At 71.5% G+C, this 15,662-nt stretch carries 11 protein-coding genes and 1 pseudogene; 3 read left to right on the top strand and 9 right to left on the bottom strand.

Annotated features, from left to right (window positions below):
* Nucleotides 1-15: 15 nt before the first annotated feature.
* The 5 genes and pseudogenes from ABZO29_RS06045 to ABZO29_RS06065 form a co-directional block, all read right to left on the bottom strand.
* Nucleotides 16-1,635, bottom strand: coding sequence for an RICIN domain-containing protein (locus ABZO29_RS06045; RefSeq protein WP_367319086.1), 1,620 nt, complete (start codon nucleotides 1,633-1,635; stop codon nucleotides 16-18).
* 508 nt (nucleotides 1,636-2,143) lie between these two features.
* Nucleotides 2,144-2,521, bottom strand: coding sequence for a toxin Doc (locus ABZO29_RS06050; protein WP_367319087.1), 378 nt, complete (start codon nucleotides 2,519-2,521; stop codon nucleotides 2,144-2,146).
* 3 nt (nucleotides 2,522-2,524) lie between these two features.
* Nucleotides 2,525-2,770: a hypothetical protein gene (locus tag ABZO29_RS06055; protein ID WP_168376497.1), complete on the bottom strand. Its 246-nt coding sequence runs from the start codon at nucleotides 2,768-2,770 to the stop codon at nucleotides 2,525-2,527.
* A 92-nt stretch (nucleotides 2,771-2,862) separates the two neighbouring features.
* Nucleotides 2,863-5,106 carry a glycoside hydrolase family 9 protein gene (locus tag ABZO29_RS06060; RefSeq protein ID WP_367319088.1) on the bottom strand — a complete coding sequence of 748 codons (2,244 nt, stop codon included), beginning with the start codon at nucleotides 5,104-5,106 and terminating at the stop codon, nucleotides 2,863-2,865.
* Nucleotides 5,107-5,249: 143 nt separating this feature from the next.
* A pseudogene (locus ABZO29_RS06065) lies at nucleotides 5,250-6,751 on the bottom strand (sugar-binding domain-containing protein).
* Between the two features lie 236 nt (nucleotides 6,752-6,987).
* Between ABZO29_RS06065 and ABZO29_RS06070 the strand changes: the two are divergent.
* Entirely contained in the window at nucleotides 6,988-9,375 is a 2,388-nt protein-coding gene (locus ABZO29_RS06070) for a SpoIIE family protein phosphatase (protein ID WP_367319089.1), read from the top strand.
* A 29-nt stretch (nucleotides 9,376-9,404) separates the two neighbouring features.
* Here ABZO29_RS06070 and ABZO29_RS06075 read toward each other — a convergent pair whose 3' ends face one another.
* Both ABZO29_RS06075 and ABZO29_RS06080 read right to left on the bottom strand, forming a co-directional pair.
* Nucleotides 9,405-11,234 carry a ricin-type beta-trefoil lectin domain protein gene (locus ABZO29_RS06075; protein ID WP_367319090.1) on the bottom strand — a complete coding sequence of 610 codons (1,830 nt, stop codon included), beginning with the start codon at nucleotides 11,232-11,234 and terminating at the stop codon, nucleotides 9,405-9,407.
* A gap of 400 nt (nucleotides 11,235-11,634) precedes the next feature.
* A complete protein-coding gene (locus ABZO29_RS06080) occupies nucleotides 11,635-12,540 on the bottom strand; it encodes a helix-turn-helix domain-containing protein (RefSeq protein ID WP_367319091.1) in 906 nt (301 codons plus the stop codon).
* 69 nt (nucleotides 12,541-12,609) lie between these two features.
* Between ABZO29_RS06080 and ABZO29_RS06085 the strand changes: the two genes are divergently transcribed.
* Nucleotides 12,610-13,431 carry a phytanoyl-CoA dioxygenase family protein gene (locus tag ABZO29_RS06085; protein ID WP_367319092.1) on the top strand — a complete coding sequence of 274 codons (822 nt, stop codon included), beginning with the start codon at nucleotides 12,610-12,612 and terminating at the stop codon, nucleotides 13,429-13,431.
* A gap of 8 nt (nucleotides 13,432-13,439) precedes the next feature.
* Here ABZO29_RS06085 and ABZO29_RS06090 read toward each other — a convergent pair whose 3' ends face one another.
* Nucleotides 13,440-14,408: an aldo/keto reductase gene (locus ABZO29_RS06090; RefSeq protein ID WP_367319093.1), complete on the bottom strand. Its 969-nt coding sequence runs from the start codon at nucleotides 14,406-14,408 to the stop codon at nucleotides 13,440-13,442.
* A 138-nt stretch (nucleotides 14,409-14,546) separates the two neighbouring features.
* Nucleotides 14,547-15,074: a flavoprotein gene (locus ABZO29_RS06095; RefSeq protein ID WP_367319094.1), complete on the bottom strand. Its 528-nt coding sequence runs from the start codon at nucleotides 15,072-15,074 to the stop codon at nucleotides 14,547-14,549.
* Nucleotides 15,075-15,412: 338 nt separating this feature from the next.
* Here ABZO29_RS06095 and ABZO29_RS06100 point away from each other — a divergent pair, with 338 nt between their 5' ends.
* Nucleotides 15,413-15,616: a hypothetical protein gene (locus tag ABZO29_RS06100; RefSeq protein ID WP_367319095.1), complete on the top strand. Its 204-nt coding sequence runs from the start codon at nucleotides 15,413-15,415 to the stop codon at nucleotides 15,614-15,616.
* The last annotated feature ends 46 nt before the right edge of the window (nucleotides 15,617-15,662 follow it).

Genomic DNA, 15,662 nt, shown 5'->3' on the forward strand with positions numbered 1-15,662 from the left:
GTCGGCCGGGGGCCCTCACGACATCCGGTCCGACAGTTCGACCGGCTGCGCGGACGAGGTCTCGCTCCCACTCGACAGGGAACCCGGGTCGGCCGTCACCGGGTCGGTCACCCAGCGCTGTCCCGTGGAGCCGTCGCGCACCTTGACGACGATGTCGGCGCCCGGTTCCCCGGTGGTGGAGGTGAGGGCGAGGGCATCGTCCCACCGAGGCAGCAACTCCCCCTGCGCAGTGAGGTCGTAGCGGACGTCGTCGCCCCGCCTGTCGTCCTCCTGCGCGCACTCGCCGAGGATGACGACGCCGGCGTCCGCATGCGAGTCCAGGCACAGTTCGGGGTTCGCCACGCTGCGCAGCTGTCCGTCGTCGGCGTACGACCACTGCTGGCTCCAGTCCGAGGAGCACGCCGCCAGCTCCGCCGCCGCGCCCGCCTTGGCCTCGCCCCGGATGTCCAGGCAGAGGTCGGCGTCGGCGTTGCGCAGCCTGGTCTGCCGGGGCGCGTTGGGCAGCTGGGCCGTGCCTGTCGGCCCGGAGGAGTCGGTGGTGGGGCTGCCGCCGGTCGCGCTGGTGGAGGCGGCCGGGTCGGCGCCGCCGTCGTCCGACCACAGTCCCGCGGCGAACAGGGTCGTCAGCAGCCCGGCGGAGGCGAGGCCGACCCCCGTGAGCAGGAACCGCGACGAGTTCGGTCCCCCGGGCAGGCCACGGCGGGGGGACGGGATCCGGGACAGGAGCCGACGGCCCGAGCCGCCGCGGGGTCCCCCGCCGCGGTGCCGGGCGGCGCCGCGGACGCGCACGGTCTGCTGTCCGTCGCGACCCGGGCGCGAGTCGAGGTAGCGGCGGGCTCCCCAGCCGAGTACCGCCTCCGCCAGCAGTACCCCCAACCCGCCTTCGAAATGACCGAGTTGTTCGGCGGCGGAACGGCAGTAGCGGCACTCCGCCAGATGCCGCTGGACATCCGGCAGCAGGGCACCGCCCCGGCGAATGGGGACGTCGAGAAGGCGGTTGTAGAAGCGGCAATCCTTGGACGGCGCGAGTTCCCGGTGCGCGCGGACACAGCCCTCTCGGAGTTTTTCCCGGGCCTGTTCGTGGGCCGCCGACGCGTTTTCGGTGTCCATGCCAAGAAGGCCGGCGGAAACGGTTATCGGTTCCGCCTCGACCTCGGTGTGCCACAGCAGGCAGCGGGCGACCGCGGGAAGGCCCTGAAATGAACGTTCGGCGAGCACGCGATTTTCGGGCGTCATGGACTTGGCGGCGCGCAGGCCACGCCCTCCGGCGGGTTTCTCCAAATCCGGCAGAACACCGGATATTCGCTCTTCGGAGGACCACAGCCGGACCGTGTCGCGCACGGTCACCAGCAGACGGGGCCGCAGCGCGGCGCCCGGCTCGCCCAGGGTCAGCCGGTCGAAGACCTGATGGAAGGCGGCTGCCGTGACCATGGAGGCGACGCTCGCGGAGGAGGCGAGGCAGATGACCGCGTACTCGTGCACGGGCTGCCAGTGCCGGGCGATCAGCAGAGCGGTGGCCTGGGCGACTTCGCCGTCCGGGCCGCCGCGCATCCGCACGGCGAGAGACTCGTCGGATTCTCCCGATTGGCCGCCGGGCGGCGGATAAGGAGGACGAGGGGGGTGGGGGGTGGGCACTGAGCGGATTCCTTTGATGCGTACCTGTGCGGTGCGGGTGCGGGGAGCACGAATTCACCGACGGCGATTCGGATCCGGTCCGCCGAGGGACGTTTGCGGAGTCCCGAGCCTTTACCCCCCGCCCGGGTGGTTCACCCTTGCACAACTTACTCGTGCGCAACAAGACGCCTGGGCAACATGGGCCTCATTGAAGCAAAATCAGACACGCAGGCCCATCCGGTCTCACTCGCACCGGTTTTCGAGATGTGTTTTCCCCTGCTGTCCACCGGGGGCGCGGGCCGTCGGTTCTCCCGCGCCCCGTGTGAACCACGCACACTGGCCGACGCGCCGCGCACGCTCCCGGCGTGCGCCCCGGGGTAGTCCACTGGAAGCGGCCGATCCTCGGAGGCCCCGCGCAGGACGGCGGCTCTCCTGCGCGAAACGGCCGCCGACCTTGCTCCTCCCGCCCTCGGTCGGCGGCCCAGAGCTCCGCCCGGGGATCAGCCCCACAGGGCCTGCCCGACGGGCCCTAGATCTGCCAGGAGCGCAGCCGGTCGGCCGCGCCGTAGACGTCCGTCTTGCCGTCGATCAGGTCACGGGCGAGGTCCACCAGCGCGCCGTACGGCGGGTCGATGCCGACGCCGCTGACGAACATGTACGCCACCGCCGTGGCGCAGGCGAAACGCGCGTTGGACGAGGGCAGGGGCTTGAGCAGCGCGAGAGTGTGCAGCAGGGCGGCGGCCCGCCAGGCCGGGTCGGAGTCCACGCCGAGGCGGGGCGGATCGACTCGGTGGCGGGCGACCGCGGCGACCAGCGCCGAGAAGTCGTTGATCGTGGGCTGGTCCGGCAGGACCTCCTCGTGCCGCTGGAGCAGCCAGGGCACGTCTATGTGGATGACGGGTGCCATCGGTCAGGCGACCCTGCCCTCGCCCCTGGCGGGCGCTTCGTCGTCGGGGAAGGCGGCGGCGAACTCGTCCGCGTGGGACGCGAAGAACCGGCGGAAGGCCTCCGCCCCCTCCTGCAGCGCGCGGTGGCGCGCTATGTCGGCGGCGGCGGCCTCACGCACGAGAGCCTTCATCGACGTGCCGCGTTCCTTGGCGATCTGCCGAAGGTCCTCCAGCTCGCGATCGCTGAATTCCACGTTGAGGGCTGGCATACCCCTCACGGTACCGCCCGGGTACTTACTCGTAAATATCCCCAGGTCAAGAGGGAGGCGGGAAGGTACCGAAGGGGTATGCCCCGGGAGTGTCAGCCCTGGTCCGCCACGAACGACGCCATCCGGGTCAGCGCCGCGTTCCAGTTGATCGCGGTCTCGTTGGTCGACCAGGACTGGATGTCGTCGATGTAGCAGAACTGGCCTACGCAGCCCTGGAGTTTACTCTGCGCGTAGGGGTCCTGGATGCTCGAGTTGGGGCCGCCCGCGAGCGTGCCGTGCGGCGGGTTGGGGAGACCGGGGTCGAGCTCGTGGGCGTACCAGCGGCTGTGCTGGTTGTGCGCGTTGGCCTCGCCGTAGCCGGTGATGTACGACATGTTCAGCGCGTTGCGGCCGAGCACGTAGTCCATGCTCTGCAGGGCCCCGTCGCGGTACTTCGCGGCGCCCGTGATGTCGTACGCCGTCGCCATGACCACGGCGTTGTTCAGCACCTGATGGCTGGAGCCCCAGTCGTACAGGTTGCCCTGCGGGGCGTACGGCATACCGTACGGCTCCGACTTCAGCGTGGCCAGGTACTTGTCCGCGCCCCCGACCACCGACGCCCGCACCTTGTCCCGACCGGGCAGCCTGCTCGGGACGGTCGCCAGGTCGAGCCGGCCCGCGGCCGCAGTCCTGCCCCAGTCGAAGCCGAGGCTGCCGAAGATGTCGGCCGTGTGGACCGGAGAGTTCAGGACGTACGTCTCGAACTGCTTCTCGCCGGTGGTGAGGTACAGCTCCGCGGCCGCCCAGTAGAACTCGTCCGTGGCGTTGGTGTCGGGGTAGGCCCCGCCGCCGGTGCCGTCGTCCGGGTCCGCGTACACCTCGGGGTGGGCCAGGGCCGCCGCCCACGCCTTGCGCGCCGACGTCAGCGCCTTCGCCGCGAACGCCTTGTCGTACGGGCGGTACAGACGTGCCGCCTGCGCGGCCGTCGCCGCGAGGTTAAGGGTCGCCTGGGTGGTCGCCGCATGCAGCTCGCGCTTCTGCGGGTCGTCGCTCGGCAGCAGCGGCAGGCCCGTCCACTGCTGGTCGTGGATCTTGTGGTGCGCCATCCCGGCCAGTGGCTGCCCGTCTGGCACCTGCATCTTCAGCAGGAACTCCAGCTCCCAGCGGGTCTCGTCGAGGATGTCCGGCACCTTGTTGCCGCTCTCCGGGATGGCGAGGGTGCCATCACCGAGCCTGGCCGGCCGCCCTGTGCGGGCCGTCAGGGAGCGCTCGTACGTGCTCAGCAGCTCCCAGACGGAGATGCCGCCGTTGACGACGTACTTGCCGTGGTCACCGGCGTCGTACCAGCCGCCCGTCACATCGAGCGTGTAGTCGCACTCGCCCGGCCGGCAGGGGACGTCGGCGTCGCCCTGGTTGGGGGCGAAGTTCACATGGCCGGCCGGGCGGGCGTAGCCAGGCCGGAGGTCGTCCCGGATCGCGATGCCGCTGCGCTGCGTGTAGTAGTACTTCACCGCGTCGAGACGCAGCCGCTCGTAGGCGGCGGTCCCGATGTCGAACGGGCGGCTGGTCTCGCCGTCGGCGATCAGGGTGAGGTCCTTGCCCTGCTTCCTGTAGGAGCCGAAGTCGATCGAGTGGACGTTCTGCCCGGAGGAGACGTCGGTGCCGCGCGGCAGGGTCCAGCCGTGGGCGACCACGGTGCCGGAGGCGCTCTTCAGCTGCCAGGGCAGCTTCGCGGTCGCGTCGGTCACCAGGGTGGCGTTCTTCGGCCCTGCGGGCAGATAGGCGACCTGGTTGACGCGCACCCGCGGCCCGGTGTCCGGCTCGTACACCTCGGGCGGCACACCGCCCAGCAGCGACACGTCGTCCATGCAGAAGCGCCAGGCCTCCGCGCTGCCGCCGAGCTGGAAGCCGACCTGGCCCAGGGTGGTGTCGACGGGTGAGGTGAAGGTGTACGAGTACGAGTTCCCGGAGGCGCCGAGCTGCGGGCTGACCTCGAACCAGGTGTCGTACGGCGACACCGACAGCCCCACGATCGCCCGCACCACGTGCCCTTCGGGCGAACCGTTCGCGGTGAAGCCGAACCTGTACGACTCCCCCTTCACCAGGGTGATGTCGTTCTGGCCGACGGCGGCGTCCCAGCGGTTGGTGGTGCCGCCCGGTACGTCCGCGCACATCCGGCCGTCGGACAGGCCGGCTGTGACGTTGCTCGTCGTCCACCACGGGTCGGTGGTGGTGTCGAAGGTGCCGTTCTTGAGCTGCTCGACCTCCTCCGCACCGGCCGGTGCGGCCGGGAGGGCGGTGAGGCCCGCCGCTAACAGGGCTGTCAGGGACACGAGGACGGTGCTGCGTCGTTTCACGTCTGGCTCCTCGGGAGAGGTGCGGGTGACGCCCGCGATGGGAGCGCTCCCATATGCGGACTCAGGCCATGCTTGTTCCAGGCATGACACCCCGTCAACGGTCCGGACGGGACGAATCCGCCCGCCCGGACCGTACGGTCCGGTCAGCCGACCGGCACTTCCAGCCTGCTGATCCGTACCGCCCCGCGGACCTCGCCCGGGTGGCTGCTGGTCAGGGCGAGCCGCAACTGGGAGCCGCGTACCGGGTCGAAGGTGATGGCGGTCGGCGCGTCCGAGGCGGTGGCCCACTCGACGGCCGTCCCCTCGACCGGCACACGGCGCCCGTCCCAGACCGCGACCTCGGCCTGCGCGGGCAGGGTGTGCGTCGCGTCCACCGTGAAAGGGACCTCCACCCGATCGAAGGTCCGGGTGGCACGAAGTCCACCGAGACCCAGTCCTGCGGCCTGGCCCCGTTGAAGGCGGGCAGCAGGGCCGTGGCGGCCTTGGAGAAGCCGTTGGACCAGCCGGTGGCCGGGTCGCCGTCGAGCATCGCGGCCGGGAGGGTGTCGGGGCGTCCCAAGTAACTGGCGTCCGCGTAGGGGTAGTTCGGGGGCGCAGGATAGTCGGGGGCGAACACCGTCGCCGGCGTGGTCGCCACCGAGCGGGCCGCGGTGGTGCGCACGGTCGCGGTGCCCTTGTGCAGACCCTCCGCACTCGCGGTCACCTTCAGCGCGCCCAGCTCCGTGCCGGAGCGCACGATCGCGAGGGCCATGCCGTGGAAGGCGGTCCGCGTGCTCGCCTGGTAGCGCTCGGCGCTCTCTTCGCGGCCGTTGTCGAGCCCGGCGAGGGAGCCGCCGGTCACATCGAAGGCGATGAGGTGGTCCGCGTCGGGCACGACGACGCCACGGGCGTCGACGATCTCGGCGGTGACGAAGAGCAGGGAACGCCCGTCCGCGGCAAGCGACTTGCGGTCGGGCGCGAGGCGCACGGCGTGCGGCTCGCCCGCAGTGCGCAGGACGTCCGTGGCGGCGGCCTTGCCGCCCCTGCCGGCCACCGCCTTCAACACGCCGGGCTGGAACGGCACTTTCCATGTGAGGTGGAGTTTGCCGGTGCTGCCGTCGGGGCTGGTGTAGCTGCCCGGGTAGGGGCCGCCTTGTCGTCTCCGGTGGCCTCCGTGGTCTCGAGGTACTCGCGGCCGTCGACGGTCTCGAAGGCGAAGCCGGTGCAGCCGTAGGGGTGGCGGCCGGCCTCCGTGCCGTTGCAGTAGACGTACGAGTCCAATGTAGACGCCGTCGAACTCCACCGAGATCCGCCTTGCCGGCGTACGCGGGCGGCAGGGTGAAGGCGAGGCGGTACCAACCGAGGCCGCCGGGGAAGAAGCCGGTGCCGCTGGTGGTGCCGTGGTCGGTGGTGGGTGCCTGCTCGATGCTCCAGTCGTGCGGGACCGCGACCCGGCGCCACGCCGAGTCGTCGCAGTCCGGGTCGGCGGCGCGGGCGTAGGCGCGGTCGGATCGGTGATCCCGCCCGGGTTGACCAGCGCGAAACGCCAGCCGTCCCGTAAGGCGACCGTGCGCCGGCCGGACGCGCTCCCGGTGGCCTCGGCCGCATGGGTCGCCGGGGCTGCCAGGAGCGCCCCCGCCGCCAGCGCGGCCGTGGAGGCGATCAGAACCGATCTGCGAGTGACCGTCGTGGCGGCTCTCCCTCATCAGGGCCCAGAAGTACTCACAACTGATCGTTACCGAACAGATTCTGACGGGGTGCCACGCGGGCGCGTCAAGGGTGCGGCAGTGTCCGCGCCCCGTGATCGGGAACGGTTCGCCGTCGCGCCTGAGCCGGACCCACTAGGCTGGAACTCAAGTGACGCGCCTGTTCACTGTGAGTGTCCGCGATGGAGTGGGGACGATGAGCCCGGACTACCCGTTCGACGATGCCTCGGCGGCACGGGCGGTCATCCTCGACGACGGCACGCTGACCCGGTGGAACGAAGGCGCTCGCCGTCTGCTGGGCTGGGACCCGTCCGAGGTCGTGGGCCGTCCGGCCGCGCAGCTGCTGGCCGGCGGCGGTGAGGGCGGGCCGCCCGGGCCCGACGAGGACCGCTGGAGCGGCACCCTGACCCTGCGGCACCGCGACGGCGGCACCCTCTCCGTCTGGGTCCTCGCCCACCGCAGACCGCCGGAGGACGACGGCCCGGCCCAGTGGCTCGCGGTGACGCCGCTGGACGGCGGAGACTCCGAGTTGCCGAACGACCCCCTGGTGCGGGCAGCCCTTACGCAGTCGCCGTGCGCCACGATGATCTTCGACGAAGAGCTGCGGCTGCGTGGCGTCAACGACGCCATGGCCGAACTGATCGAGCTGCCCCCGGCCCGCATACGGGGCCTGCGGGCCGGTGACATCGGCACCAGGCCGCAGAACACGGAGATCGAGGAGCACATGCGCCGGGTCCTGGCCACCGGGGCGCGGCAGGAGATGCACACCTTCATGAAGGCCACGGGCGAGGAACGCGCGCACGCCTGGCTGGCCCGGCTCGCGCCCCTCACCGACGCCGCCGGACAGGTGCGGGGCATCTGTGTCACCGCCCACGACTTCACCGAGCACTTCCTCGCCCGCGAGCGGCTGCAGCTGGTCAACGAGGCGAGCGTGCGCATCGGCAGCACGCTCGACGTGACCCGCACCGCCCAGGAATTGGTCGACGTGTGCGTGCCCACACTGGCCGACTTCGTCAGTGTCGACCTGCTCGAGCCGCAGGAGCACGGCGGTGAGCCCACGGGCCCGCTGACCGCGCCGGTCCGCCTGCGGCGGGCCGCCCACCAGTCGATCAACCCGGGCACCCCGGAGGCCGTGGCCGAGCCGGGACGGGTGGACGCCTACCCCGGCCCCTCTCCGCAGGCCGCGTCCCTGGTCGCGGGGCGCACGGTCGTGGCCGCGGTGCCGTCCGGCGACCTTGACGAGTGGCGCGCCTGGGACGAGCAGCGCGTAAGGCGGGTCGAGGAGTACGGCATCCACTCCACGATGTCCGTGCCCCTGCAGGCCCGTGGCACGACCCTCGGCGTCGTCGTGTTCACCCGCTACCGGCGCCCCGACCCCTTCACCCACGACGACGTGCTGCTGGCCGAGGAGGTCACGGCCCGGGCGGCGGTCTGCATCGACAACGCACGGCGCTTCTCCCGCGAGCGCGAGACCGCCCTCACCCTGCAACGCAGCCTGCTGCCCCGGTCGCTGCCGCGCTCGGCCGCCGTGCAGGCGGCCTCCCGCTACCTGCCGGCGGCACAGGCGGGAGTGGGCGGTGACTGGTTCGACGTGATCCCGCTGTCGGGCATGCGGGTCGCCATGGTCGTGGGCGACGTGCTCGGCCACGGCATCCAGGCCTCGGCCACCATGGGCCGGCTGCGCACCGCCGTGCGCACCCTCGCCGACATCGACCTGGCCCCGGACGAGCTCCTCACCCACCTCGACGACCTCGTCGTACGGCTGTCGCAGGACGCCGGCGGCGAGGGGGGCAGCCCTGGTGAGGTCGGCGCGACCTGTCTGTACGCCGTCTACGACCCGGTGTCCAGACGCTGCACCCTCGCCCGGGCCGGGCATCCGCCACCCGTCCTGCTCCCGCCGGGCGGGGCACCCCGCCGGGTCCACCTGCCCTCCGGTCCGCCCCTGGGGCTGGGCGGGCTCCCGTTCGAGTCGACCGAGCTGGAGCTACGGGAGGGCACGGTCCTCGCCTTCTACACCGACGGGCTCATCGAGTCCCGTGAGCGGGACGTCGACGCCGGTCACGCCCTGCTGTGCGCCGCGCTGGAGGCCCGCACCGACTCGCTGGACGAGACCTGCGACCGCATCCTGCACGCCCTGCTCCCCCCGGGCGGGGCGCCCGACGACGTGGCCCTGCTCCTCGCCCGCACCCAGGGCCTGCCCGCGAACCAGGTGGCAACCTGGGACATCCCCGCCGATCCGGCGCTCGTCGCCCCGATCCGCAAGCAGGTCGTCGAGCAGCTCGCCACCTGGGAGCTGACCGAGGCCACGTTCACCACGGAGCTTGTGGTGAGCGAACTCGTCACCAACGCCATCCGGTACGGCGCACAGCCCATCCGGCTGCGGCTGATCCACGACGCCGCCACGCTGATCTGCGAGGTGTCCGACACCAGCCACACCGCTCCGCACCTGCGCCGCGCCAAGACCTGGGACGAGGGCGGCCGGGGCCTGCTGCTGGTCGCCCAGCTCACCCAGCGGTGGGGCAGCCGGCACCACACCGAGGGCAAGACGATCTGGGCGGAGCTGTCACTGGTCGAGGAGTCCTGACCTCTTACCGGCGCTGCCGTGGCTGCCGGTCATCGACGGCCGTAGCCGTAACCCCCGTAGCCGCCGTACCCGTACCCATAGCCGTAGCCGCCGGATCCGCCGTACTGGCCGTTCCACGAGCAGTAGTACGGGTTTTGCGCACAGGGGTCGGCCGTGGACGGCGAACTCGTCGGCGCCGGCTGTGCGGTGGTCCGGGTCGCGGAGGGCGTCGGGGTCGGCTTGTGCGCGGCCTTGGGGGTCGGCTTGACCGAGGACGTCGTCGAGGCGAGGCCGCTGTCCGTGCCCCAGTTGACGATCTGCATCCGGAGGTTGGGCTTCGAGGTGTCGATGACCCAGCGCTGCGGCGTGCCGTCCGCGCGGGCCTTGAGGACGAGGGCGCCGGAGCCGTCGGTGGCGGCGGGCGCCAGCGCGAGGTTCTGGTCGAAGCGCGGCACGAGCGTGCCCTGGAGGGTGAAGTCGTAACGGACGTTCTTGGCATCCGGGTGGTCGGCGTCCACGCAGGGGGCGAGCCGCACCGAGTAGCCGAGGCGGGAGTCCAGGCAGAGGGCGGGGTCCTCGTCGCTGCGCAGCAACCCGTCGGTCTCGTACGACCACTGCTGGTCCGCGGCCGAGGAGCAGGCGGTCAGCTTGGTCTCGGCGCCCTCGACGGCCTTGTCGCCGACGACGCCGACGCACAGCCCGGAGACGACGTTGTGGAGCCGGCCGCTCAGCGTGCCCTTCGCCCCTTCTCCGGTTCCGATCCAGGACGGGTCGCCGGTCGACTTGCCAGAACCGGAGCCGGGAGCCTCGGAGGTCTTGCCGTCGGCCGTGCTGTCGCCGTCGCCGGAGCCGAGGGTCCACAGCGCCAGCGGGAGGACGATCAGTCCGCTGACGGTGAGGACGGCGGCGGCCAGGTTGCGGCGGCGGGCGCGGCGGGCCCGCTTCTGTGCCGAACGGCGTGAGTGAGTACGGCAGTTGCTGCGGGTCGCCCTGGCCTCGAAGGCTTCGCCCGCGAAGGCGGGGAGCTGAAACTCAGCCCCGTCGGGGCTCTCGTCGTCCTGGTGCGCCCTGGCCTCCACATAGGCCCGTGCGCCCCAGCCCAGCACGCCCTCGGCAAGGGCGACGCCGAGCCCTTCGTCGAACTGCTGCAGCTGGTCGGCGGTCTGCCGGCAGTGCCCGCACTGCTCGAGATGCGTACGCAGATCGGGGTCGATGTCGATACCGCCGCGCCGGTAGGTCACGTCCAGCATCCGGTGATAGCGGCGGCACTCCTGGTCGGGGGCGAGTTCGCGGTGGACGACGAGGCACTCCTCACGCAGCCGCTCGCGTGCCCGGTCCAGTTCGACGCGCGTGTCCTCCTCCCAGCCCAGCAACGCCGCGGGTACCTCCAGCGGTTCGGACTCGACCTCGATGTGCCACAGCACGCAGCGGGCGGACTGGGGCAGCCGCTGGAACGCCCGGGCCAGCAGCCCGTACGACGTGGGCAGGAGCCGCGCCGCCGCCCGGCTCCCGCCGTCGTCGGCGCGCAGTGCGGGATGGAGCAGGTCGCGTCTGCCGTCGGCGTCCCACTCCGCGGCGATCCGGCGCACGGTGACGAGGAGTTGGGGCCGCCATGCGGACGACGGCCCGTTCTGCCGGAGCGACGCGCCGAAGAGTCGGGTGAACGCCGCGGTGGTGAGCATGCCCGCCGCCCGTGCGCTGTCGGTGCACAGCCGCGCGTAGGCGAAGGCCGCCTCCCAGTGCCGGTCGAGCAGTTCACCGACGGGATGCAGTGCGGGTGACGCACCTGTCCATTTCTTCAGCTCGGCGCTCAGCTGTTCGTCGGTGGCGTCGAACCGGGGAGCGGGAGTCGGAGAATTCGACAGGCCTGCGTCCTTCACAGCGGCGTTCCTCCCAGGACGTGCGGCGTCCAAGTCCATACCAAGGGGTATGCGACCCCGCCGACGGCGCGACGGAGTCCACCCATACAGAGTTCGGCGTCTCCGACATCCGCCTGGGGCAGCTCTTTTGAAGCACCGGGGTGGAATGGGAGGAGCCTCGTACGCACGGGGCCAAAAGTATGTCCGTACGTCGACAGGGCACACCTTTGCACAGGTCAGGGACCGTGAACAAGAGATCACGAGCAGTGCCGATCGCCGGATGTATTCGTCCGGGTGGGCGCCCGCGCCCCGAAAACCATTGACGGCCGACGGCCCAGCAGATCACGCCGGTGCTGCTTGTTCACCGGCGCCGACAACGGGACCGTTGCGAAACCAATAGCCGAGTGCCCCGACGCCGCGGTCAGCCGCCCTGTGCGGCCCGGTATGCGCCCGGCGGCATCCCGTACCGCTCGCGGAACACCCGGTTGAAGTGGAAGGGGCTGGCGAACGCCGAGGCTGCGGCGACGCGTTCCACGGACAGGTCGGTGCTCTCCAGCAGCCGGGCGGCATGACTCAGACGTGCCTCGCGCAGGGCCCGCATCGGTGACAGGCCGAGCTGCTGGGTGAACAGGTGCGCGAAACGCGAGGGCGACAGCGCGACACTCTCCGCGAGTGAGCGGACCGTGTGCGGGGCGCCCGGATCGGCGGCGATCAGCGCCTCGGCCCGGCGCACCCGGGCATCGACGCCGGGCGGGGGCTGCGGTGTGCGAGCCGCGGCGGCCGTGAGGAGGACGACCTCCTCCAGCGCGCACAGGGCCAGTTCGCGTGCGGCGGTGCCGTGGGCGACGGCGATCCTGTCGTCCGCGGGTGTGGTGGCGGGAGGCGGTCCGGTCTCCGGCCGGCGGGCATCGGCGAGCATCCGGCGGAACGCCGAATCGACGCGGCTGTGCAGGCCGGCCGGGACGGGGGTGACGGCGTACATCCCGTCACCCGCGTCGTACGGGCGCAGCCATGACGTCCAGGTGGGCCGTGCCTGGCAGTGCACCCACCAGAACCGCCAGTGCGGTGCGCCGGCTTCGACCGCGTAGCCGTGCCGGACACCCGGCGCGAGCACGACAAGGTCCCCCGTACCCGCCGTCGTCCGGGCGCTCCCCTGGCGCAGTCGGCCCTGGCCGCCCGTCGTCCAGGTGAACAGCCAACTGTCGGAGCCCCTGGGCCGGTTGACCGCGTACCCGGCGGGCTGGTCGAAATGGCCGACGACCACCAGACCGGGCGGCGGGGAGGGGTCCCCGGGCACAGCAGCCACAGGCAAGTCGTCAGCACGCATGGGCATCCTCCCGTCCACCGCGTCGGCCTAGCGTGACAAGCCGAGGACACCGCACCGAGGAGAAGACACATGACGGTCACGGACATCGGCGCCGCCGGCGCACCCATACTGACGCGGGAGGGGCTCCGGCAGTGGCAGGAGGACGGTTTCACGGTCGTCCGCGGAATGTTCGGGCACGACGAGATCGACCGGCTGTGCGACGGGTTCGCGGCGCTGCACACGGCGGGGCGGCCCGTGCCGGGGCACTTCGAGCCGCGGCCCGGATCCGATCCGCTGGCCGGGTATCCGCGGGTGATGCACCCTCACGTGATCAACCCCCGGGCGCGGGAGGTGCTGCTCGACGCGCGGCTGCGGGACGTGCTGGAGCTGCTGCTCGGCGAGGAGGTCCTGGCCGCGCAGAGCATGTTCTACTTCAAACCGCCGGGGGCCCGTGGTCAGGCCTTGCACCAGGACAACTTCTACCTGCGGGTCGAACCGGGGACGTGCGTGGCGGCGTGGATCGCCTGCGATGTGATCGACCGGGAGAACGGGGGGCTCGAGGTGGTCCCCGGCACGCATCGGATGGACTTGTTCTGCCCGGAGGAGGCGGACGAGGAGGTGTCGTTCGCCCGGGAGTACGTGGCGCCCCCGCCGGGGCTGGAAGCGGTGCCGGTGGATATGGCGCCGGGGGATGTGTTGTTCTTCAACGGGAGCGTGGTGCACGGCTCTCAGCCGAACCGTACGGCTGATCGGTTCCGGCGGTCTTTCATCGGGCATTACGTCGGTCGTTCGGCCGAGCGCATCGGCCAGTACTACCGGACGTTGTCGATGAGCGGGGAGCGGGTGGCTCTGGCGGAGAGTGAGGGGGCGGGGCCGTGCGGCACTGAGTTCGCACCGCACGGGCCCCACTAGCCCACGCTTCAGTGACCGACGATCGGGTGGGGAGCGTAGGGCTGTTGCAGTTCCTCCAACTCCTTGTCGGTCAGCCGGAGTTCCTCCGCCGCCACCGCATCCTCGATGTGAACCTGCTTGGCCGCGCCGACGATCGGTGCCGTCACCGTGTCCTGGTGGAGCAGCCAGGCGAGGGCCACCTGGGCGCGGGGAACGCCGCGTTCGTTCGCGATGCGGGTGACCGTTTCCACGATCGCGCGATCGCCCTCGGGGTAGAGGGTGCTGCCGAAGGTGTCGGTGGCGCTGCGGTTGGTCTCGGTGCCCCAGTCGCGGGTGAGGCGGCCGCGGGCGAGGGGGCTCCAGGGCAGTACGCCGACGCCCTGGTCCGCGCACAGCGGCAGCATCTCCCGCTCCTCCTCGCGATAGAGGAGGTTGTAGTGGTTCTGCATGGACACGAACTTGGTCCAGCCGTGCCGTTCGGCCGTGTACTGCATCTTGGAGAACTGCCAGGCGTACATCGAACTCGCCCCGATGTAGCGCACCTTGCCCGCCTTCACCAGGTCGTGCAGCGCCTCCATCGTCTCCTCGACGGGGGTGTGCGGGTCGAAACGGTGGATCTGGTAGAGGTCGACGTAGTCCGTGCCGAGGCGGCTGAGGCTGTGGTCGATCTCGGCCATGATCGCCTTGCGGGACAGGCCGCCGCCGTTGGGCCCGGGCCGCATCCGGCCGTGCACCTTCGTGGCGAGCACGATGTCGTCGCGGTGGGCGAAGTCGCGCAGCGCCTTGCCGACGATCTCCTCGCTGGTGCCGTCGGAGTAGACGTTCGCCGTGTCGAAGAAGTTGATCCCGGCCTCGAGCGCCTGCCGGATCAGCGGGCGCGACGCCTCCTCGTCGAGCGTCCACTCGTGTGCGCCGCGGTCGGGAAGTCCGTAGGTCATGCAGCCCAGACAGATCCGCGACACGTCCAGACCCGTCGAACCGAGCTTCACGTACTGCATCGTTGCTGCTCCTGCCTTCGGAGTGGGGTACCTGGGGAGCGTACGACTTCCTGTGCGCTCAGGGTCGGACGTGTCTGCTGGGGCTGACGACCTTTCAGAGGCAGTGCAGCTGTGCCGTGGAGGTGACGGCCCGACGAGTCATCCCAGCAGATCCAGCGCCCGCTCCCACCCGAACCCCGGCCGCCCGCCGTCCTCCCCCGCCTCACCGGCGTACGGATCCCCGAAGCGGATGCCCATCCCGCGCAGACGTGTCAGGCTCTCCCGGTAGGCGGGGTGGGCGGCCAGCGCGTCGGCCACACAGGGCAGTACGGCGATCGGGACGCCGAGTCCCGACACCTCGCAGAGGGTGCCCACGGCGAGGGTGTCGGCCAGGCCCGCCGCCCATTTGTTGATGGTGTTGAAGGTGGCGGGCGCGACGACGACCGCGTCGGGGGCCGGGAAGGGGCGGGGGTCGGCGGGCCGGCGCCAGGCCGAGCGGATGGGGCGGCCGGTCTGGGCCTCGACGGCGTCGGTGTCGAAGAAACCGTTCATGGCGAGGGGCGTGGCGATGACGCCGACCTCCCAGTCCCGCTCCTGGGCCGCAGTGATCAACTTGCTGACCTCCACGGCGATTCCGGCCGCGCAGACGACGACGTAGAGGAAAGGCTTCCCGTCCTGTTCGGTCACGTGTGAACCCTACTGAAGCGGGAAGGACCGCCCTCGTTCGGCCTCGGGCGCGGCTCGAAGAGGCGGCGCTCCTTCTGTACGGGTCGCGGGTGTTCCAGGCGTCCTCGGCGGCCTGGAGCTTCTGCTCAAGCGCCTCTACCAGCTCTTCCCCGCGAAGGAGCAGCTGGTGGAGGCGATCTGGAACAGCGTGACGTGCGCCGCCCTGGCGGCTCGGGGAGTACGTCGGGCGGCACGAGGACCCCGAACTGCGGATCCTCGCCGTCTTCGACCGGCTCGAGCGGTGGTTCGCCGAGGACGGCTTCCGCGGCTGCGCCTGGATCAACTCGTACGAGGTCAGCGTGGCGGACCGGGTCCGTGCGCACACGCGGGCGTTCCGCGACTGCCCCGCTGCTCCGGTGACCGGCGCGGGGCTGCCCACCGCGCTCGGCGGCCGCCTGTACCTGCTCGCCGAGGGGGCCATGGTCACAGCGGGCATCACCGACGGCACCGGCCCCGCGGCCGAGGCACGCGAGGCGGTACGGCTGCTGCTGCGGGCCCGGTGAGGTGACGTCCCCGCCGGCGCCTCACTGCGGGAGACGTCCCTGCCGG

The organism is Streptomyces sp. HUAS ZL42, assembly GCF_040782645.1.
Taxonomy (GTDB): Bacteria; Actinomycetota; Actinomycetes; order Streptomycetales; family Streptomycetaceae; genus Streptomyces.

What these genes read in the sequence shown, in the direction of transcription:
- ABZO29_RS06090 (WP_367319093.1), bottom strand. Translation starts at nt 14,408, where the DNA reads ATGCAGTACGTGAAGCTCGGTTCGACGGGTCTGGACGTGTCGCGGATC.
- ABZO29_RS06070 (WP_367319089.1), top strand. Translation starts at nt 6,988, where the DNA reads ATGAGCCCGGACTACCCGTTCGACGATGCCTCGGCGGCACGGGCGGTC.
- ABZO29_RS06080 (WP_367319091.1), bottom strand. Translation starts at nt 12,540, where the DNA reads ATGCGTGCTGACGACTTGCCTGTGGCTGCTGTGCCCGGGGACCCCTCC.
- ABZO29_RS06050 (WP_367319087.1), bottom strand. Translation starts at nt 2,521, where the DNA reads ATGGCACCCGTCATCCACATAGACGTGCCCTGGCTGCTCCAGCGGCAC.
- ABZO29_RS06055 (WP_168376497.1), bottom strand. Translation starts at nt 2,770, where the DNA reads ATGCCAGCCCTCAACGTGGAATTCAGCGATCGCGAGCTGGAGGACCTT.
- ABZO29_RS06085 (WP_367319092.1), top strand. Translation starts at nt 12,610, where the DNA reads ATGACGGTCACGGACATCGGCGCCGCCGGCGCACCCATACTGACGCGG.